Below are 25,141 nucleotides of genomic sequence, written 5' to 3'. Positions count from 1 at the left end.
ACGGCGGTTGAAATTGGTCAGCAGGACCGGCCCTTTCGCGGGTGAACCCGCTCCTACGCTCGAGAATGATTTTCGCTACCCCGATTTTATTTTGCAGCGCCCGGCAACTTGGCTATGGTCGGGGTTTGCCCCAGGCCCTGAGCCTGACCGCGCCATCGCAAGGACCCTGTATGAGCCTGTCACTTCTCAGTCGTTATGCCTTCTTCGCCGCCTGTGTGCTGTTCACCTTGGCGAGCCTCCCCTTCAGCCACCACGAATGGTTGTGGCCGTTCACCCTGACCACAGGCATTCTCAGCCTGATCGGCCTGTTCGACCTGCTGCAGCAGCGCCACGCCGTACGCCGCAACTACCCGATTCTCGGCAACATCCGCTATCTGGTCGAGGCCATTCGCCCGGAAATCCGCCAGTACCTGCTGGAGTCCGACAGCGATGCCCTGCCCTTCTCCCGCGCCCAGCGCTCGCTGGTGTATGCCCGGGCGAAGAACGAAGCCTCGGACAAACCTTTCGGCACCCTGATCGACGTATATGAATCCGGTTTCGAGTTTATCGGCCACTCCATGCGCCCGGCACCGCTGGCTGACCCGGCCAGCTTCCGCGTTATCGTTGGTGGGCCGCAGTGCAGCCAGCCGTATTCCGCGTCGATCTTCAACATTTCGGCCATGAGTTTCGGCTCGCTCAGCGCCAATGCCATCCGTGCGCTCAACCAAGGCGCCAAGCTGGGCAATTTCCACCATGACACCGGCGAGGGCAGCATCAGCCCCTACCATCGCGAGCACGGTGGTGACCTGGTGTGGGAACTGGGCAGCGGCTACTTCGGGTGCCGCACGCCAGATGGGCGCTTCGATCCCGAACGCTTTGCCGCCCAGGCGCGCAGCCCTCAGGTGCGCATGATCGAGATCAAGATGAGCCAGGGCGCCAAACCCGGCCATGGCGGCATATTGCCCAAACACAAGGTCACCCAGGAAATTGCCGAAACCCGTGGCGTGCTGATGGGCGAGGATTGCATCTCACCGTCGCGCCACAGCGCCTTCTCGACACCGATCGAAATGATGGAGTTCGTCGCCCAGTTGCGTGAGCTGTCCGGCGGCAAGCCAGTGGGGTTCAAGTTCTGCCTGGGCCACCCGTGGGAATTCATGGGCATCGCCAAGGCCATGCTGGAAACCGGCATCCTGCCCGACTTCATCGTCGTCGATGGCAAGGAAGGGGGCACCGGCGCAGCGCCCGTGGAGTTCACCGACCATATCGGCGTGCCACTGCGTGAAGGCCTGCTGTTCGTGCACAACACCCTGGTCGGCCTGAACCTGCGCGACAAGATCAAGCTGGGCGCCAGCGGCAAGATTGTCAGCGCCTTCGACATCGCCAGCGTGCTGGCCATTGGCGCCGACTGGGCCAACTCGGCACGCGGCTTCATGTTCGCCATCGGCTGCATCCAGTCGCAAAGCTGCCACACCAACAAGTGCCCGACCGGCGTGGCCACGCAAGATCCGCTGCGCCAGCGCGCGCTGGTGGTGCCCGACAAAGCCCAGCGGGTGCTGAACTTCCATCACAACACGTTGCGTGCCTTGGCAGAAATGCTGGCGGCGGCAGGCCTGGAGCATCCGGCACAACTGGAGGCCAAGCACCTGGTGCGGCGCATTTCGGCCACCGAAATCAAGCTGTTCTCGCAGATGCATGTGTTCTTGAAGCCAGGCGAGCTGCTGACCGGCGAGGTGAACGGGCAGTTCTATTCGCGGATGTGGCAACTGGCCCGGGCGGACAGTTTCGAGCCGCACAGCGAAGTGGCGGCCTGAGAGAACGCTGGGGCCGCGAAGCGGCCCCACGTCAGGTCAGGAGGCTGTACTCGTCACACCTTGCGCGTCTTTCGGCGCCAGGCGGAACGTGTAATACAGCACTGTCAGCAACACCAGGAACGCCGGGCCGATGTACAGGGCCACACGCGTATCCTCGAAGTACGCCATCAGCCCCACCACCAGCACCAGGAAGGCCAGTGCCAGATACGAGCTCAGCGGCCACAGCCACATGCGGTACTTCAGTGCCTTGCGCTCGGCAGTGGTAAGGCCGGCACGGAACTTCAGCTGTGCCAGCAAGATCATCACCCAGGTCCAGATCGCACCAAAGGTGGCGATCGAGGTCACCCAGACGAAGACCTTTTCTGGCACCAGGTAGTTGGCCAGCACGCCCAGCAGCAACGCGCCGATCGACAGCAGCAGCGCATTGCGTGGCACGCCGTTCTTCGAGGTGCGGGCGAAGGCCGCCGGGGCCTGGCCGTTCTGTGCCAGGCTATAGAGCATGCGCCCGGTGCTGAAAATGCCGCCGTTGCACGACGAAAGCGCCGCCGTGATGACCACGAAGTTGATGATGCCAGCAGCGGTCTTGATGCCGAGGCGCTCGAAGGTCATGACGAACGGGCTGCCCTGGCTACCGATTTCGTTCCACGGGTAAATCGACAGGATCACGAACAACGCGCCGACGTAGAACAGCAGGATGCGCCAGAACACCGAGCCGATGGCCTGCGGAATGGTCTTTTGCGGGTTGCGTGCTTCACCGGCGGTGAGGCCGATCATTTCCACGCCCAGATAGGCGAACATCACCATCTGCAGCGACATCAGCACGCCGGTCACACCATTGGGCATGAAGCCGCCGTTGCTCCACAGGTTGGAGATCCCCACTGCCACACCGTCATTGCCAAAGCCGAAGGCAATGATGCCGATGCCGCCAAGCACCATGGCGATGATGGTGACGATCTTGATCAGCGCGAACCAGAACTCGAACTCACCAAAAGCCTTCACCGCCACCAGGTTGACCGCGCCCATGCTGCCCAGCGCCGCCAGGGCCCAGATCCAGCGCGGAACGTCGGGGAACCAGATGCCCATGTAGATGGCCACTGCCGTGATTTCGGCAACACAGGTCACCAGCCACAGGAACCAGTAGTTCCAGCCGGTCAGGAAGCCCGCCAATGGGCCGAGGTAATCCTGGGCATAACGGCTGAACGAGCCGGCGACAGGGTTGTGCACGGCCATTTCACCAAGGGCGCGCATGATCACCAGGATGGCCAGGCCGCCGATGATGTAGGACAACATGATGGCCGGGCCGGCCATTTCGATCGCCTTGGCCGAACCGAGGAAAAGACCGACACCGATACAGGCGCCCAGCGCCATCAGGCGGATGTGCCGTTCGCCCAGTTCACGCTTGAGCGGGCCGCCTTCAGTGGCCTGGCCGTGGGCAGAGTGGTTGCCGACTGGCATAGCAATACAACCTCATTTTGTTATTGGATTTGACCTTCGTGCAGCCGCGACCATGCCGATAGGCGTGGCGTTGGCTTGCCAGGCTGGCCTTGTGGGCCGGCCCATGTGCCGGACTAGAGCGCCCGGCAGGGCGAAGGGGGCGAGCAGTATAGGAAGACCGTTGTAGGTGTTTTCACTGTATATGTGCTGAAATTTGGCTAGAACTCTGGGGCTTCAACGTGCCCCACGAATCGCCAAGGCACCATAGCAACATCGTCCGTTGAAGGAACCCACACCAAAGCCGCATAGCCCCACATGACTTTTTCCTTCTTCTTACAAATTTTTCACCCTATCCACTCAACGTCTAAGCTTCAGACAAGCAAGACGAAAATACTTGGCCGGATAGAAGATTATGGGCGCACTGTGGCAATCGGAACCAAGCAGAACGGAAGCACCCGAGATACCTCCGGCCGAGACGCCACAACCCAAGTCCCCCCGTCAGCGTCGGCTATGGTGGCGGCTGATCATCCTCATCCTGCTGGTGGCGCTGGTAGCCATCGGTGTTGCCGCGTATGACGAATTCCGTACCTCTGAACTGCAATCGCGCGAGTTCAGCAAACTGGCCAGTACACTGACCTATTCGCTGCAACCCGGTCCCAGCGATGCCATCATCTACCCCGGTGACGGGCCGTTCGACAAACGCCTGGGCTATAGCGCCCTGGGTGAATTCCTGCCACGCCTGCTCAAGCGCGACTACCTCATCAGCGAACAGGTGAAGTTCTCACCCGCATTGATGAACTACGTCGATCATGGGCTGTTCGCGCCCTATATCGAGAAAATCCAGGCCGGCCTGTCGATCACCGACTGCCGCGGCGACACGCTGTACCAGTACAACTACCCCCAGCACCTTTACCCGGACTTTGCAGCGATCCCTCCCGTGATGGTCAACAGCTTGCTGTTCATCGAAAACCGCGACCTGCTGGATACCCAGGACCCACGTAACAACCCGGCAGTGGACTGGCCACGCTTTGCCAAGGCCGCCTACAGCCAGGTCGCCAAGTACCTGGCCCTGCCCGGCCAGTCTGCCGGCGGCAGCACCCTGGCCACACAGCTGGAGAAATATCGCCACTCACCCGACGGCCTGACGGTGTCGGGCGCGGAGAAAATCCGGCAGATGATTTCTGCCAGCGTGCGTGCCTACCAGGGCGGCCCCGACACCACCGAAGCACGCCAGCGCATCGTGCGTGACTACCTCAACAGCGTACCGCTGTCGGCTGTGCCTGGGCATGGCGAGGTGCATGGCATGGCCGAGGGCCTGCGAGTGTGGTACGGCGCCGACTTCGACCAGGTCAACCAGGCCCTGAACGCCACCGCCACCGACCCCCAGAGCATGGCTGCACGTGGCCTGGCCCTGCGCCAGGTGCTGTCGCTGATGATTGCCCAGCGCCGCCCCTCGCATTACTTGTCCAAGGGCCGGGTCGAGCTGGCCGAACTGACCGACGCGCACATCCGCGTGCTCGCCGCCAACAAGGTCATCGATCAGCCGCTGGCCGATGCCGCGCTGGCCAGCAAGGCGGTGTACCGCGACTGGGTCGCGCAGCCGACCATCGTACCGATCATTACCAACAAGGGCATCAGCCTGGCACGCAACCGCCTGTCGGCCATGCTCAATCGCCCGCTGTACGACCTCGACCGCCTCGACCTGTCAGCCACCAGTACCTTGCAGGCCGACCTGCAGCTGCAGGTTAGCCAGTACCTGAAAAACCTTGCCGACCCGGAGTTTGCCGCTCAGATAGGCCTGATCGGCGAGCGGCTGCTCACTGCCAAGACCACCGACCAGGTGAGCTACAGCTTCACCTTGTTCGAACGCACCGCCGATGGCTCGCGGGTACGGGTGCAGACCGACAGCACCAACCAGCCCTTCGACATCAACGAAGGCAGCAAGCTGGAGCTGGGCTCAACCGCCAAGCTGCGGGTGCTGACCACCTACCTTGAAATTATCGCCGAGCTGCACGACAAGTACGCTGGCAAACCTGCCGCCGAGCTGAAGAAGGTCGAAGTGGCTGAACTCGACCGCATCACGCAATGGTCGCTGGAATGGCTGGCGCAGAACAGCAAGAACCAGAGCCTTGACGCCATGCTCGACGCCGCGCTCGAGCGCAAGTACTCGGCCAACACCGGTGAAGCGTTTTTCACCGGTGGCGGGATGCATGTGTTCAACAACTTCCGCAAGGAAGACAACAACCGCAACCCGACACTCAAGGATGCACTGCGCGAGTCGATCAACCTGCCGTTCATCCGCCTGATGCGCGACCTGGTGCGCTACGTGACTTACCAGCAGCCGTACAATCGCGTGCCGCTGCTCAAGGACGATGCCGACCCGCGCCGCCAGGAGTACCTTGCGCGCTTTGCCGACAAGGAAGGCACCAACTACCTGATGCGCTTCTGGAAGAAGTACCAGCGTAAAACCTCGCAACAACGCCTGGACACCTTCCTCGACAGCATGCGCGTGACCCCACAACGGTTGGCGGCGGTACACCGCTACCTGTTCCCCGAGGCAAGCCAGGAAACCTTCAACGCGTTCGTGCGTGCCCACCTCAAGGGTGACAAGGTCGTGCTGGGCAAACTGACCGATGGCCGTCTGTCCGAGATGTACGTAGCTTACGGCCCCGGCAAGTACGACCTGCCCGACCAGGGTTACATCGCCAAGGTCCACCCGCTGGACCTGTGGCTGCTTGGCTACCTGCTGAAGAACCCGAGCTCGACACTGACCGAGATGATCAACGCCAGTCGTTTCGAACGCCAGGAGGTATACGGCTGGCTGTTCAAGAGCCGCCACCAGGGCGCCCGTGACAGCCGCATCCGCACCATGGTCGAAATCGAAGCCTTCCTCGATATCCACCAACGCTGGAAACGCGTGGGCTATCCATTCGACCACCTGGTGCCCTCATTGGCCACCGCCATCGGCAGCTCCGGCGACCGCCCCGCTGCCCTCTCCGAACTGGTCGGGATCATCCAGAACGACGGTGTTCGCCTGCCTACCCTGCGCATCGACACCCTGCACTTTGCAGCCAACACACCCTACGAGACCAAGTTGATCACAGACCCGGACCGGGGCGTGCGAATTCTGCCAGTCGAAGTGGCGCGTGCACTCAAAGGCGCCATGTCGCAAGTGGTCGATGCAGGTACCGCACGGCGTATTTCCGGCAGTTTCAAGCTGCAGGACGGCACGCCGCTGGTGATGGGCGGCAAGACCGGTACCGGTGACAACCGAATCGAGAGTTTCGGCGCCGGCGGGCGGCTGATCGGCTCGCGCTCGCTGAACCGCACCGCCACCTTCGTGTTCTTCCTCGGCGACAACCATTTCGGCACGCTGACCGCCTTCGTGCCGGGCCGCACGGCAGAAGCGTTCAAATTTACTTCGGCGCTGCCAGTGCAGGTGCTCAAGGGCATGGCACCGATCCTCATGCCTTACCTGCAGCCCGGCAACCCGAATGAGTGCAAGCCGCCACAGGTTGCCCTGCACACACCGCCACCGGCAGGGAACACATCGACGCAGTAGATGATAATCATCAGCATTGAAGGGCTTGTCTTTAGATATATCTTGAGTAATATCTTACGATATATCGCAAACGACGGAGCCCTATTCCTATGCGCGAACATCCCCCTCATGATCCCTTCGAGCGGCGCCCCGCCCGTGGCGAGCGCGGCCCGCGTGTCTTCGCCCCGGGTGACCTCAAGCTGCTGATGCTGGACTTGCTGGCCGAGCAGCCCGGCCACGGTTACGACCTGATCCGCCAGATCGAAAATCTGTTCGACGGCAGCTACAGCCCAAGCCCAGGGGTGATCTACCCCACGCTGAACTTCCTTGAAGAGGCCGAACTGATCAGCGGCCAGGTACAAGGCAGCAAGCGCCTCTACGCCATCACCGATGCCGGCCGCAGCGCCTTGGCGGATCAGGCAGTGGCCCTGGATGGCGTGCGCATGCGCATCGAGGTCAGCAAACGCGCCCTGCGCGGCCACGACCGCCCGCCAGAGATTCATGAAGCGGTCGGCAACCTGCGCCATGCACTGCACATGCACAGCGGCCGCTGGACAGCGGAAGAAATCGAACGGGTCCGTGACCTGCTCAACCATACCGCCAAGGCCATCGCCTCCGGGCCCACCGAACCTTTCAGGGAGACGCCCCATGAGTGACACCATTCACCGCGTAAACCACGAGATCCGCCAGCGCCGTCTGCAGGTGCTGCGGGTCACCGAGCTGACCCCGCGCATGCGCCGCATCACCCTGGGGGGTGCCGAGCTGCAAGGCTTTACCAGCGTGGGCAGCGACGACCATATCAAGCTGCTGTTCGCCGAAACGCCGGAGCAACGACAGGCCATCGAGGCCCGTAACCTGGGCAAGGACGGTGGCGCGCGGCCCACCATGCGCGAGTACACACCACGGCGCATCGACCTGGTGGCACATGAGCTGGACATCGACTTCGTGCTGCACGGCGACGGCCCTGCCTCTACCTGGGCCGCGCAAGCCGCGCCTGGGCAAACCCTGGATATCGCAGGGCCACGGGCCTCGCTGGTGGTGCCGGATATTTTCGACAGCTACCTGCTGATCGGTGATGAAACTGCCATCCCGGCCATTGGCCGTCGGCTGGAGGAGTTGCCGGCGGGACGCCAGGTGCTGGCAGTGATCCAGATCGAAGACGAGCACGAGCGCCAGCCGCTGCCAAGCAAGGCGCAGGTGGAAGTGATCTGGGTACGTCGCCAAGAGGAAGACTTGTTGGAACTGGTGCGTAACCTGAGCTTGCCGCAAGGCCGGCTGTATGCCTGGGTGGCGCTGGAAAAAGCCCTGACTCGCCAGGCCAAGGCGTTGTTGCTGGAGAAAGGGGTAAAGGAAGACGCGCTAAAGGCTGCAGCCTACTGGCGGGCCAACGGGACCGACGACGACGAGTGATCGTGATTGCCTGATCTGCCGTCTTCGCGGGCAAGCCCGCTCCCACACTGATCGGGGATGGACACAAATCGGTGGTTGGACACAAATCGGTGGTTGGACACAAATCGGCGGTTGGGCACAAATCGGTGGTTGGACACAAATCGGCGGTTGGACACAAATCGGCGGTTGGGCACAAATCGGCGGTTGGACACAAATCGGCGGTTGGACACAAATCGGTGGTTGGGCACAAATCGGCGGTTGGGCACAAATCGGCGGTTGGGCACCAATCGGTGGTTGGGCACAGGCCGTTGTAGGAGCGGGTTCACCCGCGAACACCGGCGCAGCCGGTGCAACGCAACGCGCCGCCTGCTTCGCGGGTATGCCCCCTTTTGATACGACCAAGCGGTTCAGCCCCAAGCACCTCAGAAAGGCTCGACCGCCAACAGCTATCTACAGGGGGCCGCGCCACGTTGTTGCTTACCAACGAAGGTCTCGCTGCCCCGCCAGGGCCTGCGGTCCAAGCCATTGGGCCCCACGCAACAATGGCGTCAGCTGCGCTTCAGGCTGCAGCTGGAACACCACCTGCGCCCGGCGTCCTGGCAGGTCGGCGTCCACGGTCAGTTGATGTTGCCCTTGCTGCGCCAACTGCCCGCGCAGATGCCAGCCACTGCGGCAATCCATTTCCAGCCAGCCGTGCCCAAGGCCCAGGGACCAAGGGTCGCTGAGGGCTAGGTCGGTTACGATCACGCGGCCTTCACTGGCCTGGCATTGGCGCCCTGCCCCCTGCATCCTCACCCCCCCCTGCCACTGGCCGGCCAGGCGATAATCCGTCGAGACCGTCGCCAAAGCCCCCTTGGCTGATGCCTCCAGCCGCCACTGCCAAGGCCAGCCTTCTGCGCGCAACTGCCAGGCCTGGCCCTGGAACCCCACTTGCGCATTGGCCTGCAAGCGCCAGGGCTGCACCGTCCAGCGCAAAGGCCCGACCGGCCCCCATTGTTGGGCCTGCCCTTGCCAGAGGCTTCCACCAACATCGCGTACCGGCAGGCCGAACGCACGCACCACCCAATTGGCCGGAAGCTCGATAAACAGCGTGAGCACGAATACCAATAGCACCCAGGCCATTGCTGCACTGCGGCTCATGGCTGCACCACCAGGTCGAATCGCAAAGCCTTGCCCTGCTGCTCCAGCCCCCATTGCAACGGCAATGCGCCTTCTGCACGCAGGCTCTGCACCCAGCCTTGCAGCATGCGCTCATCGGCCACCTGCCCGCGCAGTTGCCAGGCCTTGCCTTGCGTATCGACTTCGATCAGTTCGACCCCACGGGCCTGAGCCGACTGACGTAGCCGCTCCAGGTTCAAACCGGGCCCGCCTTGCAGGCTGGCCGCCTGTTCGGCCAGCACACGCCACTGGCCAAGCACGCGCCATTGCGCAACGCCTTCGCGCAGGGCCAGGAAGGCCAGCAGCAGGGCGATCAGTCCCCAGGCGAACGTGATGCGATGACGCTGCAGCCAGTCGCGGTTCATGAGGCTGCTCCCAGGTCGAAGATCACTTGGCCATCTTGAACCTGCACTGTGGCGCCAGCGGCAGCCGCCATATCAGGCCATGGCGGCGCACTGCCCTCGCCCTCCAGGCGCAGGTGCCAACGCTGACCATCGAAGCGCACCGCTTGCAGGCGCAAGCCGGGGTTGTCACGCAGCCAGGTCTGCAAGCGAGCCTGCAGGTCGTCGAGCTGACGTGTACGCAGTTGCTGCTGCAGTACGCTCTCGCGCAGGCGCTTGAGGGCCTGTGCCGCGTGCCGAGGGCTGGCCTGCTCCCCGGTCACGGCAATGACCTGGCTACGCCAGAGTTGTGCCTGACGCCATTGCTGGCTCAACCACAGGCCACCCCAAACGGTGGCCAGCACCAGGCAAGCTGCCAGCAGCCGCTGCTGCTGGCGAGACGCCGCCGGCAACGAGCGCACCTTGCGGGCGCGGTCGAACAGGCCGGGCATTGTGTCGAGCGGCGCAAATACGGTTGGCCACTTGCCGCTCAGCGATGTCTTGTGCAGCCCTGCCCACGGTGGCTGCGGCACGCCACCCAAGGCATCAGGCCACGCCAGCCAGTGCTCCTGTCCATCTTCGGCCAAGCCTTTGTAGAGCGACATGCCGGGGGTACGTTGCCATTGCCAGGCGCATCCTGGCTCGGGTGATGGCAGCAGCTGTAGCTCCGTCCAGCAACGTACCGTCTGCAAGCCCCATTCGGCACATTGGCCACGCCAGTCATCCAGCTGCTGACGCGCCACTACCAAGAGACGAAGGTACCCGGGTTCACGGGCCAGGCAAGCACAGGCCACCTCATGCGGGGCCTGCAGCAAGCGATCCTCAAGCAGCAAAGGCCACTCTTCGCGCTTGAGCCCGGGCGGGGCCGGCACGCGAAAATGGCTGCACGCCTCGGCAGGCAGAACCAGCGCAACATGGGCCTGCGGGTTGGCCGGTGGCTCGCCCTGCCCCTCGCTTTGCAAAATACCGTCCTGAACCAGTGCCCAGTGCCAGACAGCACCCGGGCGCAGCAGCAGCCACGCCTGGGCCGGCGTACGCCGCCGCCATTCAAGTTTCATGAGCGCCCCCATGGAAGGGCGAAGGTGCAGACATAGGGGGCTCCATCACGCAGCAGTTCCAGACGCACACCACGGCCTGGGTGCACCGGTTGGTCAGAAGGCCAGGCCAGCCAGCGGCCGCCCTGGTAGTACAGAACGTTCATGGCACTGACCTGGTCGAGTCGTTCGCGCTGTACCCAGCGCGGGGCGACAGCGGCGTACAAGTCCGCCGAGCTTTCCAGCAACAGACGTTGCTCGCGGGCCTCGAACCGCAGGCGCTGGCGTTGCAGGCGCGAGCCACCTTCGGCTGCCGGCAGGCCGGTGCTGGCGACCCACAGCAACTGGTTGCTGGCGGGCTGCCAGTCCAGCCAACGGCTGGCCAGCGGCAGACGCTGGTCGTAGACACGGCGCAGCACCGGGCTGTCGAAGCGCCGCTCCAGGGCCAGGCAAAAGTCCAGCACCGAGGTTTGCCGAGTGGTGTCCTGCAGGCGTTCGCGAACCTTCAGCCAGCCATTGACCAGCGCGGCGAGCATGATGCCGAGCACGGCAGTCAGGGCCAGGGCGACCATCAGTTCGATCAGGGTCAGGCCGGTTTGGCGGTGTTTCATGGGCGCTCCAGAAACACGGTGTACTGGCCCAGTGGCAGGCGCTGGTCACGGTCGGCGAACAATTGCAGTTCGCCACGGCGCAGGTCTCGCACGCCGGTGCGGCGCAGTTGCAATTGCCAGTGACACAGTTGGCCACCTTGGCCGAGCTCGCCGGCTACCTGGTTTTCGGCGGGCCAGTACTGCTCGACGGCAAAGCGGGCTTGCAGCTCACGCGCGCACAACAGGCCAAGGCGGTGCTGTTGCAGGTTGTCCTGCACTGCCAGCCGCTGGCGCAGTACCTGGCTGGTGATCACCGCCAGCACAGCAGCGATTGCCAGGGCTACGGTCACCTCCAGCAGAGTGAAACCACGCTGTGCTTGATTCATGGCACTACCCACATGCCATCGGTGCGGCTCCAGGCCCATTGCTGACTGCCATCGGCCCAGCGCCAGCGCACGCTACCCGCCTGCGCCCAGCCATGCGGCGTGAACAGTACGCGCGGTTGCGGGCTGGCCGGCCAGTCCGGGTGCAGGCCCATGGGCCAGTCGCCGAGCGGGACCGCTTCGACCACCCAGGCATTGCCCTCGCGGCGGACGAACTCCGGGCGCTGGCCATTCCAGCGCAGCCCGCGCAGTTGCCCCGCATGCCGGGCCAGCGCGGCCTGGCTGCGGACCTCGACCGCCAGCCGTTGCAGGGCCTGCTCGACACTGGCCTGCCCGTTGCCAAGACCGGCCACCGCCAGCCCGGTCATCAGCCCGGCAATGGCCAGTACCACCAACAGTTCGATCAGGCTGAAGCCGCGCTGATGACGCACCGTTACAGCGCCCAGTTACCCAGGTCGGCATCCTGGCCTTCGCCGCCCGGCAGGCCATCGGCGCCCAACGAGTACACATCGACCCGGCCATGTTCGCCGGGCATGCGGTACTGGTACGGGGTGCCCCACGGGTCTTCCGGCAGGCGACGCACGTAGCCATCACTGCGCCAGGTCCGAGGCAGCGGCTCCTGAGCCGGCTTTTTGACCAACGCGGCCAGGCCCTGTTCGTTGCTGGGGAAGCGCAAGTTGTCCAGGCGATACATGTCCAGCGCCTGCTCCAGGGTGGCCAGGTCGGCCATCACCTTCTGCTTCATGGCCTTGTCCTGGTTGCCCAGCACGCTGGGCGCCACCACGGCAATCAGCAGGCCGATGATGAAGATCACCACCATGATTTCCATGAGGGTGAAGCCGCGTTGGCGGTTACGTCGATGCTGCATGGCAATACTCCTTGTCGTCACAATTGCAGGCCCTGGTTGAGTTGCATGATCGGCAGCAGCACCGCCAGCACGATGAACAGCACCACGGCGCCCATCACCAGGATCATCAGGGGTTCGAACAGCGCCATGGCGGTATCGACCTGGCGGGCAAAGCCGCGCTCCTGGTCGTCGGCCACGCGCTCGAGCATGTCGGCCAGGGTGCCGCTGGCCTCGCCGCTGCCAACCATGTTCACCAGCAGCGGCGGGAATTGCTGGCTGGCATCCAGCGCACGGTGCAGGCTGGTGCCGCCCTGCACGTGCTGGCGCACCTGCTCCATGGCCAGGCGGATACGCCGGTTGCCGATGGTTTCGGTGGCCACTTGCAAGGCTTCGAGCAGGGCCACGCCACTGCCACAGAGAATCGCCAGGCTGCGCGCCAGACGCGCGCTCTCCAGCACCTGCAGCAGGCTGCCAATACGCGGCAGGCGCAGCAGCAGCTGGTCGCGACGCAGGCACCAGTGCGGTTTGCGCAGCAGCCAGCCGCCCAGCCCCCCGAGCAACAGCGCCACCCCTAACAACCACGGCCCGGCGTGCACCAGCCCCTGGCTCAGGCCGATCAGCAACGAGGTGATCAGCGGCAGGCTTTGCCCGGCATGGGCGAATTGCTCGGTGAGTTTGGGCACGACGAACGTCATCAGGCCAATCACCACGGCCAGCGACACACCCATCAGCACAGCGGGGTAGATCAGCGCTGTGCGGGCCTTGTGTTGCTGGCGTTGCACCTGCTCCAGGTGGTCGGCCAAGCGGGTCAGCACCTGGGCCAGGTGCCCGGAACGTTCGCCGGCCTCGACCAGCGCGCAGTACAGGCCAGTAAACGGTGCGCCCTGCCGGGCCAGGCTGCGGGCCAGGCCCAGGCCTTCGGCCAGCGAGCCGCGCAAGGCCACCAGCACACTGTGCAAGGCAGGCTGACGCAGTTGCCGTTCAAGGGTGGCAAGGGCATCGACCAAGGGAATGCCGGCCCCGGTCAAGGTGGCCAGCTGACGGGTCAGCTCACACAGCTGGGCGCGGCTCAGGCGCTGGCGTCGGGGTTGTCGGCTGCCGGCTTCATGACGCTGCAACTGACGGGCGAACAGGCCCTGCTCGCGCAACAGCTGGCGGGCGTGGCGTTCACTGTCAGCCTGCAGGCTGGCCTTGTGCGATTTGCCGGCGAGGTCAACGGCCTGGTAGCGATAGGTCGGCATGCCTTAGCCCTGCACCACGCGCAGCACTTCGGCCAGGCTGGTCTCACCGCGGGCCAGGCAATCGCTGGCCATCGCCACCAGGCTTTGGCGCCGGTCAGCCAGATAGTCCTGCATGGCCAGCTCACTGGCGCCGTCGTACAACAGGCCGATGAGCCCAGCGTCCAGCTCGATGAATTCGTACAGCCCCAGTCGCCCGATATAACCGCTGCCCTGGCACTGCTCGCAACCCACGGCGTGATAAGTGCTGCCCAACGCCGCAAGCTCAGGCCACAGCTCGCGCTCGGCAGCCTGTAGCGGTTGCGCCACGGCACAGTTGCACAAACGCCGCACCAGGCGCTGGGCCAGGACGCCGCGCAGGCACGAGGCGATCAGGAAGGGCTCGATGCCCATGTCGCGCAGGCGGGTCACTGCGCCTACCGCGCTGTTGGTGTGCAAGGTCGACAGCACCAGGTGGCCGGTGAGGCTGGCCTGCACGGCGATCTGTGCAGTCTCCTGATCGCGGATTTCGCCGAGCATGATCACGTCAGGGTCCTGACGCAGGATGGCGCGCAGGCCACTGGCAAACGTCAGCCCGGCACGCGGGTTGATGGCGGTCTGGCCAATGCCGGCGATGGCGTACTCCACCGGGTCCTCGACGGTGAGGATGTTGCGGCTGCCATCGTTGAGGCTGTTCAGGCTGGCGTACAAGGTCGTGGTCTTGCCCGAACCGGTCGGCCCGGTGGACAGCACAATGCCGTTGGGCCGCGCCAGGCAACTGCGCAGGCCCTGCAATACCGCTGCCGGCATGCCCAGGTTATCCAGCGCCAGCAGGCTGGCCTGCTTGTCGAGCACGCGCATCACCACCCGCTCGCCGTGGATGCCGGGCAAGGTCGAGACTCGTACGTCCACTTCGCGCCCCGCCGCGCGCAAGGTGATGCGGCCGTCCTGGGGCTGACGCTTTTCAGCGATGTCCAGGCGGGCCATGACCTTGATCCGTGATACCAGCATGGCCGACAACGCACGTGGAGGACGCAGCACCTCACGCAGGTGGCCATCGACCCGCAGACGCACCACCAGACTCTGCTCGAAGGTCTCGATATGGATATCCGAGGCGCGCAGCCGCAGCGCCTGGCCGAACAGGCCGTTGATCAGGCGGATCACCGGGGCTTCGTCGTCGCTTTCAAGCAGGTCTTCGATGCGCGGCATCTCGCTCATCAGGCTATCCAGGTCGACCTGGTCGCCGATGCCTTCGATCAGCGCTTCGGTGGCGGCATCGCCGGCCTGGTACAGCTGGCCAAGGCGCTCGTCGAACAGCGCAGGTTCCAGGTATTCGAGCAGGCTTGGCTGGCCATGCACACGCAGCAACTCCTGCAACTGGGCATTGTCGGCGTCGGGCCGCAGCCATAGCTGCCAGCCCTGCTCTGCCGGGGCCATGGCCACTCCGCTCTGCCGTGCCTGGCGATAGGGCAGCATCACCAGTCACCGCCTTCCAGGCGTGCGCGGCTGGCAGGGAATACCTGCAACAGCCGCGTGCCCTCTGCAAGGTCCGGCAACTGCAGCGGTGTGGTCTGCTGCAAGGTGCGGTACTTGTCTTCACTGAGGCCCGCCAGGCTCGGCCCGTCGCGCAGGATACGCGGGCGGATGAACACCATCAGGTTCTGCTTGGTATTGCGGGTGGCATCGGAGCGGAACAACCGGCCAAGATAAGGAATGTCGCCGAGCAGTGGCACACGCTGGTCGCTGGTACTCAACTCGTCACTGATCAGCCCGCCAAGTATCACCAGGCCGTTGTCCTCGACCATGACCTTGGTCTTGATCTCGCGCTTGTTGGTGATCACGTCGCTGGCCGAGCTGGTGTCGGCAATCGACGACACCTCCTGAACGATGTCCAGGCGCACGCTGTTGTCGATATTGATCTGCGGCTTGATGCGCAGCTTCACCCCGACTTCCTTGCGCTCGATGGTCTGGTACGGGTTGGCGTTGTTCTGCGTCACGGAGCCGGTAACGAAGGGCACTTCCTGGCCGACCAGGATCGATGCCTCGGCATTGTCCAGGGTCAGCAAGGTGGGCGTGGACAGCAGGTTGAAGCCGCTCTTGCCCTTCAGCGCGTTGACCAGCATGGCAAAGTTGAAGCCACCGCCGAAATGGCCGATGCCCGCCGTGGCACCGGTGGTGGTGGACAACAGATCGCCCAGGGCTTCGTTGTCGCCACTGGCGGCGGCGCCGGCGATGCTGGCGATATTCACCCCGTTACTGCCGAAGTTGACGATACCGGCGCCGAACTTCTCGTCGGCGAACAGCCACTGCACGCCCAGCTCCTGGGCGCTGCTGTCGGACACCTCGGCGATGATCGCTTCGACCACCACCTGGGCACGGCGAATGTCCAGTTGCTCGACAATGGCCCGGTACGCCGCCAGCTCGCTGTCGGGGCCGACCATGACCACGGCATTGGTACCTTCTTCGTATTCCAGGCGGATGCCCGAGCCACCGGCGGCTGGCACCACCGGCCGGTCCTTGCCCTCTGCCTCACCCGCGCCTTCAGCCGGCACCGCCCCTTCCTGGCTGAGCCCTCGCAGCACCTTGACCACTTCACCGGCATTGGCATGGCGCAAGTAGATCACCTGGGTGCTGCCGCTGCCCGGTGCCTCTTGAGGGCGGTCGAGCTGGCGCAGCAGGCTGGCGATGCGTTCGAGGTTGCTGCGCCAGTCAGTCACCACCAACTGGTGCGCCGCCGGGTACGGTGTAATAACCCCAACCCGTGGGTCGATCAGCGGTTTGAGGATGCCCAGTACCTGTTCGCTGGCGGCGTTGCGCACGCTGAATACGCGGGTGGCCACGCTGTCGCTGCCCTCGCCCTGCTGCCCGCCCGCCTCCACTGGCACCGGCTCCAGGCGCGCGGCCTGGTCGGGCACGATTTTCACGCTGCCGTTGGGCAGGTCGACGGTGGCATAGCCCTGGGCGCGCAGTTGAGCCAGGAAGATGTCGTAGATGGCGTCGGCGTCGTGCAGGTCGACGGTGCGCACGGTGACCTTGCCCTTGACCCGGGGGTCGACGATGAAGGTGGTGCCGGTGATGCGCGACACACTGTCGATGAACTCGCCGAGTTCGGTATCGACGAAATTCACTTCGTACATCGGCGTACCGTTGTCATCGAACACCGGCTCTTGGGCATAGGCCATGGACAAGGCCAGGCTCAGCGCAGCCGCCATGCAGTATCTAACAGGCATCGTTCATCCTTGCCGCTTGAAGCCGGTCACGGCGGGGCGTGGCGGCCAGGGCAGGCGCTCACGCCGCCCCTGGTTGTTGAAAATCAGGCCATCGCTGTCGATGTCCTGCAGCACGATCCCTGGCGCCAGGCGCTGACCGCGGGCCAGGGTGCGCACTTGCTCGCCGTAGCGCAGCACCACCACACTGGCGGCCAATGGCTGGGCCTTGAGGCCGCCGAGGTATTGCAGCGGCAGACGAGTGATGGTGATGGCGCCGTCGTCGGGCGGCGCCTGCCAGTGACCGACCATCAGCCCGGGCAGCGGGCTGTCGGCCACCGCAGGCGCCATGGCCGGGTGTGGCTGCCGACTCAACTGCAGCACACACTGCGCAGACAGCCAGCCGGCCAGGGTCAGGCCAGCGCCGGTGAGCAGACGCGAGGTGAGCATCACGAGGCCAATTGCCTTGGGTGCCAGCCTGGGTGCCCCTGCACGTAACGCACTTCGGGCAGTTGCAGCGGCGCCAGTTGCCAATCCTCAGGCTGGCGGGCGAGCCAGGCCTCGACCCGCTGCCACAGTGGCTCGCCGGCCTGGCTTTCGAATTGCAAGCCAAAGGTGCGGCACAGGCCCTGCACCGGCTCCAACCCCGTGATGCGCTTGCCTTGCGGGCTGTAGCTGACGCTCCAGGCCTGGCCCTGCCAGCGCGGCAGGTCCTGGCTGTTGTCCAGCAGCAACGGGTCACCGAACAATTGCTCAGCGGCGTTTTCCAGCACTTGCTCGACCTGCCTGGCCGGTGCCTCGACCACTGGCGCGGGGTAGCCACCGGTAAGGCTGATCAGATGTTCGCGGGTAATGGCCGCCCCCGCTGCCAGCGGGTAGTCATAACGCAGGCCCGGCAGCAACACTGGCATGCTGCTATCGTCGGCCAAGGCTTGATGCAGCAGGCAGTCCCAGCTGCCGCCACGGGTATCGCGGCGCCAAAAGGCCTGAGGCGCGCGGGCCAGCGGCTGGTCAAGCCAGGCCGCGTGGCCGGCCCGTTGCTGGCGCAGTTGCGCCTGCAATTGCGCGACACGCAGCTGCGCGGCAGGCGCCAGTTGCTGTTCAAAGGCCGGGAAAAAACGCCCGTCGAACTGCCACTGGCCGGCCACACGCTGGCAGCGCAGGCGGAAGGCACCGCTGCCCCGGCAGCCGGCAAACAGCACCGGCACGCGCCGACCGCTGGCCTGGGTGACCTCGACCGGTGCGGGCCACAGGTCCTGACCACGGGCGCACAACAGCACGTCGATTTGCGGCACCCGTTCAGCCAGCCACAGGCCGGGGCCCGTGCCTGCATCGGCCATGGCCACCACCAGGTCAGCCTCGTGCCGGGCTTGTTCGAATACCGGCAGCAGAGACTGGTACCACTGTTTGAGTGAGGCTTTCTGATCCTGGGCGTACGGGTCGGTCACGCCGACCACTGCAATACGGGCACCGCCGCGCTCGAAAACGTGCAGGGCTTGCACACCCAGTGCCTGGCGTTGTGCATCAGCCAGCCCGGCGCCGAGGGTAATGGCGCTGGCCTGGCGATACAGGCCCGTGCTGCGTTGTGGCCACAGCACACGCTCGTCGCTGCTGACCCGCGCTTCGATGCCCAGCAGCTGGCTGCCTTGCACGCCACTTTCGCCTTGGGTCAGGTAGGCCAGGCCACTGCCATTCCAGCCCTGGCCGTTTTCCAGGGTCAGGCTGTTGCCTGCACCGGCCTCGCCACGCAGTTGTTCCAGCAACGCCGCGAGTACCGCATAACCGCCCAGCTGGGCTGTCGTTGCCTGGCGGGCATCGAGCAGCGGCGCCAGTTGCGGGTAGGCGATACTGGCGCTGCGGCCGGTCATCCAGGGCGCACGGCCCAAGTGGCTGACCGGCCCCAACCGGGTAGCCGGTACCACCGCCTGGCCAGGTTGGCGGGCATCGAGGGTATCGGCGACGTACAGCAAGTCGAGCTGGGCATTGCCGCCCTGCTGCCCTGGGAAGGCTGTGCAGGCGCCGAGCAGCGGTGCCAAGGCACCGATACCCATCCAGCCGATCACTTCGCGCCTGTGCACACTGCTCGCCATCGCATCGCCATCCTTATCCACGTCCATTCAGGGTCCCGGATGTTGCGGCGTTGGCATTACAGTTTGATGGCAGAAATCCGACAGCAATTCCAATTCGATCTTTAGAAGAGCAATCCAAGAACCGGAAGTTTTAAAAGCTCGTTAACATTTCTGCCAAGGAATCATCACACTTGCGCCTTACAGTCGCGGTTTCTTCCAACTCAGCCAACATAAGGACAACCTGATGAGTCGAGATACCGGCGACAACCTGGACCGGAACCAAAGCGGCAACCTGCCGATGGCCAACGTCATGGACGCCTACCTGAGCCGCCGCAGCGTGATGCGCGGCAGCCTGGGCGCCGCCATCGCCATGATTGCCGGTACCGGCCTGACAGGCTGCTTCGACGGTGGTGGTTCCGATCACGATGATCCGGTCACCGAGCCACCGGTGACCGAACCGCCAGTCACCGAGCCGGAAGTGCCGAAACTGGCACTGGGCTTCCAGTCCATCCCAGGCTCGCGCACCGACGCCTGTGTGGTCGCCGCCGGCTATAGCGCCTACGTGCTGGCGCCCTGGGGTACGCCACTGAACAGCAACGGCAACCCGTGGAAGTCCGACGGCAGCAACACCTCGACCGACCAGGCCAACGCCATGGGCATGCACCACGATGGCATGCACTTCTTCCCCATCAACGGCAGCTCGGAAGACGGCCTGCTGGCGATCAATTTCGAGTACATCGACACTGCCGCCCTGCACCCGGCCGGCCCCACTACCGATGTCAACGGCAAGCGCCCGGTTGAAGAAGTGCGCAAGGAAATCAACGCACACGGTGCGGGCGTCGTACGCCTGCAGAAAATCAACGGCCGTTGGCAGGTGGTCGACAACGACCCGCTGAACCGTCGCTTCACCACCGCTTCACGCATGGAAATCACCGGCCCGCTGCGTGGCACCGACCACGTCAAGACCAAATACTCCACTGCTGGCACCCACTGCCGTGGCACCAACAACAACTGCGGCAACGGCTATACCCCGTGGGGCACCTACCTGACCTGCGAAGAGAACTGGCCGGGCATTTTCGTCAACAAGGGCACCCGCCCCGAGGACCAGCGCCGCATTGGCGTGGGCACCTCCAGCGGCCAGTACAAGTGGGAAAGCGCTGCCGGTGACGCCAGCGAAGTGGACGACGAATTCGCCCGCTTCGACGTTACCGTCAAAGGCGCCAGCGCCACCGACGACTATCGCAACGAAGCCAGCACCTATGGCTACATTGTCGAGATCGACCCGTACAACAGCAGCACCCTGGCCACCAAACGCACCGCGCTGGGCCGCTTCCGCCACGAGGGCTGCGCCCCCGGCCTGCCCGTCGCCGGTAAGCCGCTGGTGTGGTACATGGGTGACGACTCGAACAACGAGTACCTGTACAAGTGGGTGTCCACCGCCGTGTGGGACCCCGCCGACGCCACCCCGGCCGACCGCCTGGCCACCGGCGCCAAGTACCTCGACCAAGGCAAGCTCTACGTGGCCCGCTTCAATGCCGACGGCACCGGCGTATGGCTATTGCTTGACGTGGCCACCGCCACTACCGGCGGCAGCACCCTGGGGGCGCTGTACGGCGACCTGCCGGGCATCATCCTCAACACCCGTGGTGCTGGCGATGCCGTGGGCGCAACGCCGATGGACCGCCCGGAGTGGACCACGGTCAACCCGCTGAACGGCGACGTATACCTGACCCTGACCAACAACAGTGCACGCACCCCGGACAAGGTCGATGCAGCGAACCCACGCGGCCCGAACCGCCACGGCCACATCATTCGCTGGCACGACAGCGACGACCAGCTGAGCTTTACCTGGGACATCTTCGTGTTCGGCGCCAACGCTGCCGGCACCGCCGACATCAACCGCTCCGGCCTGACCGAACTGAACCAGTTCGCCAGCCCCGACGGCATGAGCTTCGATAGCCGCGGCGTGCTGTGGTTCGAGACCGACAACGGCGAAACCACGTTGACCGACTACACCAACGACCAGTTACTGGCGGTGATCCCTACCGACCTGGTGGATGCCAGCGGCAAGCAGGTGCCGGTGAACGCACAGAACCAGGTGGACCTGCGGCGCTTCTTTGTCGGGCCAAATGGTTGCGAGGTGACCGGGATTACCTTTACCCCGGACAACAAGACGCTGTTCGTCAACATTCAACACCCGGACAACTGGCCGTATACCGACAAGGCGACCGATGCGACGCCGGCTGGGGCTACCGTACGGCCGCGGGCTTCGACGGTGGTGATTCAGCGGATCGATGGCGGTGAGATCGGCACCGCCTGACCTGCGGTAACACAGCCAGCCTTGTGCTGGCTGTGCAGGCCTCTTCGCGGGTGAGCCCGCGCCTACCAGGGATCGCGTATTTCGTGGAGCGGCCTTATGTTGCGATGGGCTGCACCGCAATCAGCAAACTTTCTCTTTCCACTTCGCTGGGAAGCCGCACACACAGTGGCGTATCCAAGCGACCTGATAAATCTGCCAGTAGACATCAACATGCGCGTAGAAAATCATTAGGCCACCTACCACTCCACGGATCACGCATATGCGCTCAACCAAGTGGCTGTCAAACAGGAAAAATTTCTTCTTCCAAGTCGACCATTTGGCTTGTGAAGTCGGTGACAGCCCACGTCAATTGTTACGGGGCAATGGTATCGCTTTAGCAGAGTTAGACGCCCCCACACAGGCAGGCCTGATCCTACAGTCTGATCATGCAAATACTGCTTTGCGCATCGTTCCTGAAGGCTTGCCACAGAACTATACACCCTATGGTTTTCTCCACACGCTGCCCGCTTCACAACTTGTCGCGTATAGCGGGCAACGACTTGATCAGATGCTGCACTGTTACCCACTTGGCAATGGGCACCGATTCTACAGCCCCACGTTGAGGCGATTTATCCAATCTGACACTCAGTCTCCATTTCGTAAAGGTGGGACCAACGGATATAGCTATTGTCAGAACGACCCCATCAATCGTAATGACCCGACTGGACAGTTTTGGCAGTGGTTCAGCCGAAGCGTGCAGCGAGGAGTGAGTCGAGCAGTGAACTGGGTGATCGGTCAGCTTCCACGCATTTCTGTAGTCAGACCACTTTTAAGTACCAGTAACGGCAACAGCACCGTTCAACATCTTGATCCGAGAATCAATTTGTATAGGGCAGGACAAACCCCGCCACCCAACGCGCCCCACGTTACCCTAGAGATCAATGGAATCGAGACCATTGCGCATGGGGCAAGGGAAATTTTCAGGAGTTCAAATGATCTAGCCGAGTTCTGGGGAACTATGATGACCCGTTACGAAAATGGTGCCGTATCAGGTGGGCTCGGTTATGGAATATATCTTGCGAGTCACAGCGCCGTTGGCGCAGCAAGTATACCTGTCGGTTTTGCCGCCGGTACATTAACTTACGCCTATCTCGAGCGCAACATGTACAGAGATATGGCATTACAATTACGAACCGGAACTGATCAAATGCCCCATTATCCTTATAGTCGTTATCGTTATGACTCGGAATAGTGGAAAAGTTTGGAAGACGGTGTGAGCTTGTGCAGCGCTTTCCAAGCATGTATCGCACCACCATCAGCCGCACGACGAGTCGAGGAGAAGGGCGGCCGCGGGCCTCTACCGCGGAGCGATGGTGGTGAGATCGGCACTGCCTGATCTGCGCTAACCTACCAGGCTATAGGCTCTCTACTACGCACCCGCACCTGCTGTGCCGGCACCCGGGCATGCCATTGCACCACCCCCAGCGCCTCCACCTGGAACTCGCTGCGCATCACCCGCCCCTCTTCCTCGAACGACAGCTGCAACAGAAAATGCCCGCTGTTGAGCAGCAGCCCTTCGCTCAACCGTTCGAACGTTTCGTCATCCACCGCCCCCAGCGCCTGGCGCAGTGCAGCCGCGTCCACATACCCCGACGCCGGCCTGCCGCTGACAATGCGGCTGAGCAACGAACGCGAGTAACGCCCTTCATACATCGCCTCCAGCAGAGGCAGATGCTCCAACCCCAGCGCATTGGCGTTGAGCCGCCAACCCGTGGTCTGGGGCAAGGCGCACAGCATCGGGTAACGCGCCTGGCGGCTGGCGTCCGGCTCCAGCAACAGGTTCAGCTCGCTGGTGTCGAGCATCGGCTGGTCAGCCGCCAGCCGTGGCGGTTGCTGACGCAGGTACTGGGCGCTCTCGGCGCCCTGCAGGCGGGCATCACTGTCGGCATCGAGCCAGTCGGCCAGGGCGTCGACCAGGCGTTCGGCCGCCATGTCATTGCCCAGCAAGTAACGCAGCTGGCGCTCGGCGCGTTCGCCATCGGCACCCAGCAATGCGTTTACATTGAAGCAGGTGTGCTGGTCGCGTACCCGCAACTGCGCCTGGCCAGCGCCAAAGTCGTAGTTCAGCGGCTGCCCGCGCAAGGCTTGCCAGAACAGCGGACTGAGCCGCCAGGCGGGGTCACGCAGGGCCTGCCCAGCATAGGCCAGGCCGGCCTGCTCCATGGCCCGCACCTGCACTCGCTGGTGCAGCAGGCGCACTTCGTCGACCTGACGCCGGCCATCTTCCACCAGCCAGGCCATGCCCGCCGCCAGCATTGCCAGCACCACCATCACCATCAACAGGGCCGCACCCTGCTGTTGCCTTCCACCCATCGGTGTGTGCCTCGCTCGCGGAATAAAAACGCCAGTCAACACGCGGGGTGTTTCAGCTAGATGGCAGTGCCCGTTCGTCATGTGCTCGTCATCTAGGCAAGGCAGGATTGCCCTTCCTTTTCATGACCTTACAGGAGTGGTCGCTATGGGTGGCATTGGAATCTGGCAACTGGTGATCGTACTGCTGATCGTGTTCTTGCTGTTTGGTACCAAGCGCCTGAAGGGCCTGGGTAGCGATGTGGGCGAGGCGATCCAGGGTTTTCGCAAGTCCATGGGTGGTGACAATGACGCCAGCGCCGCTGACCAGGCGCACGTGCAGCAACAGTGCCCGCTGAACGGCCAAGTTGCCCAGCAATCTCAAGCGGACCGCCAGGCCTGATGTTCGAGGTAGGCTTCAGCGAGTTGCTGCTGATCGGCGTCGTCGCGCTATTGGTGCTGGGCCCCGAGCGCCTGCCGGTGGCAGCCCGTACCCTCGGCCGCGGCCTGGGCCAGGCGCGCCGGGCCATGCACGCCTTGCGCACGCAGGTGGAGCGCGAAATCGAGATGCCCAACCTCGACCAGGCACCTCTGCAACGCCTGGAACAGGAGATCCGCCAGGGCATCAGCCTGAACGCGGAACCGGCCAATGATGCGGCCACGGCCGTGCTGCCCAAGGAAAATGCTTCATGAGTATTGCCATGGACCCTGCCGCGAGCATGCCCCTGACCGAACACCTGCGCGACCTGCGCAAACGCCTGGTGCGTTGCCTGGCGCTGGTGGCATTGGTGTTTGCCGGCCTGTTCCCCTTCGCCCAGACGCTGTACACGCTCATATCCGAGCCGCTACGGCGCTTTTTGCCGGAAGGCGCGAGCATGATCGCCACCAGTGTCACCTCACCCTTTCTGACACCGTTCAAGCTGACCGCGATGTGCGCACTGTTCCTGGCCATGCCGCTGCTGCTGCATCAGGCCTGGGGTTTTCTGGCGCCGGGGCTTTACCGCCGTGAACGGCGCATTGCCCTGCCGCTGCTGGTATCGAGCATCGTGCTGTTCTATGCCGGCATGGCGTTCGCGTTCTTTCTGGTTTTCCCGATGATGTTCGGTTTCTTTGCCAGCGTGACGCCGGACGGCGTGGCGATGATGACCGATATCAGCCAGTACCTGGACTTTATCCTGGCGCTGTTTCTGGCGTTCGGGCTGGCGTTCGAGATCCCGGTGGCGACGTTCATCGTGGTCTGGGCAGGGTTGGCCGATGTGGCCACATTGCGGCGCAGCAGGCCCTACGTGGTCGTCGGGTGCTTTGTGGTGGGGATGATCCTGACACCGCCGGATGTGTTTTCGCAGACGATGCTGGCAGTACCGATGTGGGTGCTGTTCGAGGTGGGGTTGCTGGCTTGTGGAATGTTGAAGCGGCCGGAGCCAGACAAGGAGATTGTGGCTGGATTGTAGGGCC

23 protein-coding genes are annotated in these 25,141 nt (G+C 63.8%); 9 read left to right on the top strand and 14 right to left on the bottom strand.

Translation table 11 applies throughout. The features are described 5' to 3' along the window. Nucleotides 1-170: 170 nt before the first annotated feature. A complete protein-coding gene (locus tag V7787_RS12365; protein WP_064492337.1) occupies nt 171-1,790 on the top strand; it encodes an FMN-binding glutamate synthase family protein in 1,620 nt (539 codons plus the stop codon). 36 nt (nt 1,791-1,826) lie between these two features. On the opposite strand, the gene V7787_RS12360 is transcribed toward V7787_RS12365, so the two are convergent. After that, the gene (locus V7787_RS12360) at nt 1,827-3,245 is read right to left on the bottom strand and encodes an amino acid permease (RefSeq protein WP_003254987.1); all 1,419 of its coding nucleotides are present in this window, start codon (nt 3,243-3,245) and stop codon (nt 1,827-1,829) included. Between the two features lie 391 nt (nt 3,246-3,636). Here V7787_RS12360 and V7787_RS12355 point away from each other — a divergent pair, with 391 nt between their 5' ends. The 3 genes from V7787_RS12355 (at nt 3,637) to V7787_RS12345 (ending at nt 8,175) form a co-directional block, all read left to right on the top strand. Beyond that, on the top strand, nt 3,637-6,786 hold the full coding sequence (locus V7787_RS12355; protein ID WP_064492338.1) for a transglycosylase domain-containing protein: 3,150 nt from the start codon (nt 3,637-3,639) through the stop codon (nt 6,784-6,786). Between the two features lie 89 nt (nt 6,787-6,875). After that, nucleotides 6,876-7,421: a PadR family transcriptional regulator gene (locus V7787_RS12350; protein WP_064492339.1), complete on the top strand. Its 546-nt coding sequence runs from the start codon at nt 6,876-6,878 to the stop codon at nt 7,419-7,421. Further along, nucleotides 7,414-8,175, top strand: coding sequence for a siderophore-interacting protein (locus tag V7787_RS12345; RefSeq protein ID WP_064492340.1), 762 nt, complete (start codon nt 7,414-7,416; stop codon nt 8,173-8,175). The genes V7787_RS12350 and V7787_RS12345 overlap by 8 nt, the downstream gene beginning before the upstream one ends. 456 nt (nt 8,176-8,631) lie before the next feature. Here the strand turns inward: V7787_RS12345 and V7787_RS12340 are convergent, their stop codons facing one another. The 12 genes from V7787_RS12340 to V7787_RS12285 are packed head-to-tail and all read right to left on the bottom strand — an operon-like array spanning nt 8,632 to nt 19,059. Beyond that, nucleotides 8,632-9,294 carry a general secretion pathway protein GspN gene (locus V7787_RS12340; protein WP_104886612.1) on the bottom strand — a complete coding sequence of 221 codons (663 nt, stop codon included), beginning with the start codon at nt 9,292-9,294 and terminating at the stop codon, nt 8,632-8,634. Then, nucleotides 9,291-9,677: a type II secretion system protein GspM gene (gene gspM / locus V7787_RS12335; protein ID WP_064493215.1), complete on the bottom strand. Its 387-nt coding sequence runs from the start codon at nt 9,675-9,677 to the stop codon at nt 9,291-9,293. The genes V7787_RS12340 and gspM overlap by 4 nt, the downstream gene beginning before the upstream one ends. Next, nucleotides 9,674-10,750 carry a type II secretion system protein GspL gene (locus V7787_RS12330; RefSeq protein WP_231114310.1) on the bottom strand — a complete coding sequence of 359 codons (1,077 nt, stop codon included), beginning with the start codon at nt 10,748-10,750 and terminating at the stop codon, nt 9,674-9,676. Before V7787_RS12330 ends, gspM begins: the two co-directional genes overlap by 4 nt. After that, on the bottom strand, nt 10,747-11,337 hold the full coding sequence (locus V7787_RS12325) for a type II secretion system protein (RefSeq protein ID WP_014589891.1): 591 nt from the start codon (nt 11,335-11,337) through the stop codon (nt 10,747-10,749). The genes V7787_RS12330 and V7787_RS12325 overlap by 4 nt, the downstream gene beginning before the upstream one ends. Then, complete coding sequence (locus V7787_RS12320) at nt 11,334-11,702, bottom strand: type II secretion system protein GspI (protein ID WP_064493213.1); 369 nt, start codon at nt 11,700-11,702, stop codon at nt 11,334-11,336. Before V7787_RS12320 ends, V7787_RS12325 begins: the two co-directional genes overlap by 4 nt. Continuing rightward, nucleotides 11,699-12,130: a type II secretion system minor pseudopilin GspH gene (gene gspH, locus V7787_RS12315; RefSeq protein ID WP_064493212.1), complete on the bottom strand. Its 432-nt coding sequence runs from the start codon at nt 12,128-12,130 to the stop codon at nt 11,699-11,701. Before gspH ends, V7787_RS12320 begins: the two co-directional genes overlap by 4 nt. Nucleotides 12,131-12,132: 2 nt before the next feature. Next, nucleotides 12,133-12,567 (bottom strand): type II secretion system major pseudopilin GspG, encoded by a 435-nt coding sequence (gene gspG, locus V7787_RS12310; protein WP_064493211.1) that lies wholly within the window; start codon nt 12,565-12,567, stop codon nt 12,133-12,135. Nucleotides 12,568-12,584: 17 nt separating this feature from the next. Further along, nucleotides 12,585-13,787, bottom strand: a complete 1,203-nt coding sequence (gene gspF, locus V7787_RS12305) for a type II secretion system inner membrane protein GspF (protein ID WP_064493210.1) — start codon at nt 13,785-13,787, stop codon at nt 12,585-12,587. Nucleotides 13,788-13,790: 3 nt separating this feature from the next. Further along, nucleotides 13,791-15,239: a GspE/PulE family protein gene (locus tag V7787_RS12300; RefSeq protein WP_064493209.1), complete on the bottom strand. Its 1,449-nt coding sequence runs from the start codon at nt 15,237-15,239 to the stop codon at nt 13,791-13,793. After that, the gene (gene gspD / locus V7787_RS12295; RefSeq protein ID WP_064493208.1) at nt 15,239-16,975 is read right to left on the bottom strand and encodes a type II secretion system secretin GspD; all 1,737 of its coding nucleotides are present in this window, start codon (nt 16,973-16,975) and stop codon (nt 15,239-15,241) included. Before gspD ends, V7787_RS12300 begins: the two co-directional genes overlap by 1 nt. Nucleotides 16,976-16,996: 21 nt before the next feature. Continuing rightward, nucleotides 16,997-17,419 carry a hypothetical protein gene (locus V7787_RS12290; RefSeq protein WP_064493207.1) on the bottom strand — a complete coding sequence of 141 codons (423 nt, stop codon included), beginning with the start codon at nt 17,417-17,419 and terminating at the stop codon, nt 16,997-16,999. Continuing rightward, complete coding sequence (locus V7787_RS12285) at nt 17,419-19,059, bottom strand: hypothetical protein (protein WP_064493206.1); 1,641 nt, start codon at nt 19,057-19,059, stop codon at nt 17,419-17,421. Before V7787_RS12285 ends, V7787_RS12290 begins: the two co-directional genes overlap by 1 nt. Before the next feature lie 223 nt (nt 19,060-19,282). Here V7787_RS12285 and V7787_RS12280 point away from each other — a divergent pair, with 223 nt between their 5' ends. Further along, nucleotides 19,283-21,358 carry a PhoX family protein gene (locus tag V7787_RS12280; RefSeq protein WP_064493205.1) on the top strand — a complete coding sequence of 692 codons (2,076 nt, stop codon included), beginning with the start codon at nt 19,283-19,285 and terminating at the stop codon, nt 21,356-21,358. Between the two features lie 259 nt (nt 21,359-21,617). Beyond that, complete coding sequence (locus V7787_RS12275; protein WP_081273296.1) at nt 21,618-22,589, top strand: RHS repeat-associated core domain-containing protein; 972 nt, start codon at nt 21,618-21,620, stop codon at nt 22,587-22,589. Nucleotides 22,590-22,744: 155 nt separating this feature from the next. Here V7787_RS12275 and gspK read toward each other — a convergent pair whose 3' ends face one another. Next, on the bottom strand, nt 22,745-23,710 hold the full coding sequence (gene gspK / locus V7787_RS12270; protein WP_198748060.1) for a type II secretion system minor pseudopilin GspK: 966 nt from the start codon (nt 23,708-23,710) through the stop codon (nt 22,745-22,747). A gap of 145 nt (nt 23,711-23,855) precedes the next feature. Here gspK and tatA point away from each other — a divergent pair, with 145 nt between their 5' ends. Genes tatA through tatC form a run of 3 tightly spaced genes read left to right on the top strand, consistent with a single transcriptional unit; the run spans nt 23,856 to nt 25,137 of the window. Then, on the top strand, nt 23,856-24,089 hold the full coding sequence (tatA, locus tag V7787_RS12265; protein ID WP_003255011.1) for a twin-arginine translocase TatA/TatE family subunit: 234 nt from the start codon (nt 23,856-23,858) through the stop codon (nt 24,087-24,089). Beyond that, entirely contained in the window at nt 24,089-24,379 is a 291-nt protein-coding gene (gene tatB / locus V7787_RS12260) for a Sec-independent protein translocase protein TatB (RefSeq protein WP_003255013.1), read from the top strand. The genes tatA and tatB overlap by 1 nt, the downstream gene beginning before the upstream one ends. Further along, nucleotides 24,376-25,137, top strand: a complete 762-nt coding sequence (gene tatC, locus V7787_RS12255) for a twin-arginine translocase subunit TatC (RefSeq protein WP_104886621.1) — start codon at nt 24,376-24,378, stop codon at nt 25,135-25,137. Before tatB ends, tatC begins: the two co-directional genes overlap by 4 nt. Nucleotides 25,138-25,141: the final 4 nt, after the last annotated feature.

This window comes from Pseudomonas sp. CGJS7 (genome assembly GCF_036961695.1).
Note: the sequence above shows the minus strand (reverse complement) of the source record. Positions and strands in the feature narration are given on the sequence as shown.